This window comes from Rhodococcus sp. EPR-134, from assembly GCF_001647205.1.
Taxonomy (GTDB): domain Bacteria; phylum Actinomycetota; class Actinomycetes; order Mycobacteriales; family Mycobacteriaceae; genus Rhodococcus_F; species Rhodococcus_F qingshengii.
Genome location: NZ_LVCT01000676.1, coordinates 1 through 647 on the forward strand (window position 1 = coordinate 1; position 647 = coordinate 647).

General features: G+C 62.8%; 1 protein-coding gene and 1 pseudogene. Both read left to right on the top strand.

Features of this window, described 5'->3' with window-relative positions; translation table 11 throughout:
- On the top strand, positions 1-516 hold a 516-nt coding region (locus A2J01_RS29645; protein WP_331715350.1), incomplete at its 5' end, for an FAD-linked oxidase C-terminal domain-containing protein.
- Positions 513-647: pseudogene (locus tag A2J01_RS36125) on the top strand (diacylglycerol kinase); the annotation flags it as partial. The gene A2J01_RS29645 and the pseudogene A2J01_RS36125, both read left to right, overlap by 4 nt.

A 647-nucleotide genomic window follows, 5' to 3' on the forward strand; every position in this document is an offset into this window, starting at 1 on the left:
CGAGCAATTCTCACCGCTCACGGCGGCACATCGCTCGGCGAGGAGCCCGGAAACAGCTGGGAACACGGGCGATTCGATGCACCGTATCTGCGTGACGCTCTCCTCGATGTCGGTGCGCTGTGTGAAACCCTCGAGACGGCAACCACCTGGGGTAACCTCGCGAACCTGCGCTCCTCGGTCACCGAGGCGCTGACCAAGGCTCTCGTCGAGCAGGGGACTCAGCCGCTCGTGATGTGCCACATTTCGCACACCTACAAGACCGGTGCTTCGCTGTACTTCACCGTGGTCAGCGCGCAGACCGAGGATCCGATCGCTCAGTGGCACAAGGCGAAAACTGCCGCTGGCGATGCGATCATCGCCGCCGGTGGCACGATCACCCATCACCACGCTGTCGGCGCCGATCACCGCCCATGGATGAAGGACGAGATCGGTGAACTGGGCGCGAACATCCTTCGCGCAGTGAAGAATGCAGTGGACCCTGCCGGCATCCTCAATCCTGGAAAGCTGATTCCGTGACCGAAACCCGCAGTCAGATCGAGAAGGTTACCGTCCTGATCAATCCGATGGCGGGACATGGTCACGCGCCTGCGGCAGGACGCAAAGGTGTTGCGCGACTGCGCGCTCGGGGAGTTGCCGTCACCGAGAGC